The sequence below is a fragment of the Natrinema soli genome (assembly GCF_028618695.1).
On sequence record NZ_JAQIVI010000552.1, the window covers coordinates 1 to 2,057 of the forward strand.

The 2,057-nt window shown below is 63.7% G+C and carries 3 protein-coding genes; 1 reads left to right on the plus strand and 2 read right to left on the minus strand.

Translation table 11 applies throughout. The features are described 5' to 3' along the window. Positions 1–225 precede the first annotated feature (225 nt). The gene (locus PGX04_RS26380; RefSeq protein ID WP_273741206.1) at positions 226–1,299 is read left to right on the plus strand and encodes a DUF7972 family membrane protein; all 1,074 of its coding nucleotides are present in this window, start codon (positions 226–228) and stop codon (positions 1,297–1,299) included. A 68-nt stretch (positions 1,300–1,367) separates the two neighbouring features. Here the strand turns inward: PGX04_RS26380 and PGX04_RS26385 are convergent, their stop codons facing one another. Further along, positions 1,368–1,784 (minus strand): EamA family transporter, encoded by a 417-nt coding sequence (locus tag PGX04_RS26385; protein ID WP_273741207.1) that lies wholly within the window; start codon positions 1,782–1,784, stop codon positions 1,368–1,370. Continuing rightward, positions 1,784–2,057 (minus strand): EamA family transporter (locus PGX04_RS26390; RefSeq protein ID WP_273741208.1); only part of this gene is annotated, 274 nt, incomplete at its 5' end. The genes PGX04_RS26390 and PGX04_RS26385, both read right to left, overlap by 1 nt.

Sequence of the window (2,057 nt, forward strand, 5' to 3'; positions counted from 1 at the left end):
CCGTCGCGCACGCCCCGCGGGAGTACGTGCGGGTCGCGGACGTCGGCGAGGCGGCGCGAGCGCTCGAGGCGACGCTGATCGAACTGGTCGGGTGACGGCGGCCTCGAGTCGTACTTCCGGTCGCGATCCAGCAGTAGCGTCGCGCTCGTCGGAGATCGGCAAAAAGACCACGCTCACTGCCAATATCCAGCCATTTAACCCGTGCGTCGGCGTACAATGAGGCCCATGAGTAGCGACACGGATGCCATCTCGCGGCCGGCGGATACGATGCGCGAACGTGTCGGCGAAACGCGCGTGAAGATCTGGTTCCTGATCAGCGCGAACCGCTGGCTCGTCACCGGCGTCATTCTCACCACGACGTACCTTCTGCTCCTCGTCTTTCACGTATTCGGTCCCAGTTCACCGCGAAAACTCGTGGCGACCAGCGGCGTCCCCTCGTTGTTCAGTTCGATGGTTATCGCCATCGTGACGAGCGTCACCCTCGTTCTGTCGATTTCGCAGTTCGTCCTCGCCGAAGAGATCGGCCCGCTCGGGGAACAACGCGAGCGGATGACGAACGAGACCGAGTTTCGCGAGGAGGTAGAGAACGCCGCGGGCGTCGGCGTGAGTCCGATCGAACCCTCCCGCTTTCTCCAGACGCTCATCGAAACGGCAGAGACACGCGCCCGGAGCCTCAACGACGCGGTCACCGGCGGTCCCGAGTCGGCACAGTTCGACGAAATCGCCGCGTTCACGGAGGGGCTCATCGAACACAGCAAGATCGTCAACGACGACCTGGCGGGTGCGGACTTCGGGTCGTTCGAGACGCTGCTTCCCGTCCTGAACTACAACTATTCGTGGAAGATATTCACCGCGCGAACGCTTCGTGACAAGTACGACGAATCGCTTTCGGACGACGTCGCAGCGGCGTTCGACGACCTGATCGAATCGCTACGGTTCTTCGGCCCGGCGCGCGAACACTTCAAGACCCTCTACGTCCAGTGGGAGATCATCAACATCTCTCGGGGCGTCCTCTACGGCGCGATGCCGGCGCTGGCGATCGCGGGCTACATGATGCTCGAGTTCGATGCCGCGAAGATCACCGGGTCGGTGTTCGGCATCAACACGGCCTATCTCGTCGTCAGTGCGCTCTACGTCCTCACCCTGCTCCCGTTCGCCGTGTTGCTCGCCTATCTCCTCCGCGTCCTCACGGTCATGAAGCGAACGCTCGCCATCGGGCCGTTCATCCTCCGAGAAACGGAGCGACTCGAGGAGGTTCGCCACGAGGAGTCGAGCGAGGTCCAGCCGAAGCAGCGATGACGGCTCGGAGCACCGCCGTCGGCGCGGCGTCGTGGTCGCGCCGCTCCGGGAAGATATTCAGCTGCTCGTCACAGTGACATCAGTGCGATTGCCACCACACTCAATCCGATAGCAGCGAGTTTGCGGACGGTAACGGTCTCGTCGAACGCGACGATGCCGACCAGCGAACTGACTACGATGAAGAGCCCGTAGATCGGGACGACGATACTCACCGGACCGAGCGCGAGCGCTCGATAGTAGGTCAGCAAGCCGACGGTCAACAGCACGCCCATTACGACGAGATGCGGAGTGCGAGGATGTCGGAGGTACGGCCGTACCGACAGCCCGCGAGAGACGATCACGAGGCCGACGACGACGAACATCACCGAATTCGAGAGGAATACGGCCATCGTGCTCGACAGGTCCGTCATCGCGATCGAGAGCAGGGGTGCAACCAGGCTGTACGTGAGACAGGCGAACAGCGAGAGGCCGAGGTACCGTCGCATCACTCCTCACCTCCGGCGGCGAGGTAGATCGCGACCGCTGCGGCGACGATGCCGGCGGCGCGAGTCGCGGTCAGTTCCTCGCCGAGAAACGCGATCCCGATGACCGAACTCCCGACGATGAAGAGACCGTAGATCGGCACGACGACGCTAACCGGCCCTCGCTCGAGCGCCTGATAGTACGCGAGGATGCCCGACGAGAGGAACAGGCCGGCGACGTAGACGATTCCCGCCGCCGAGGTCGTCGCGTCGGCGGGGCGGCCGGCGGCCGTCGCG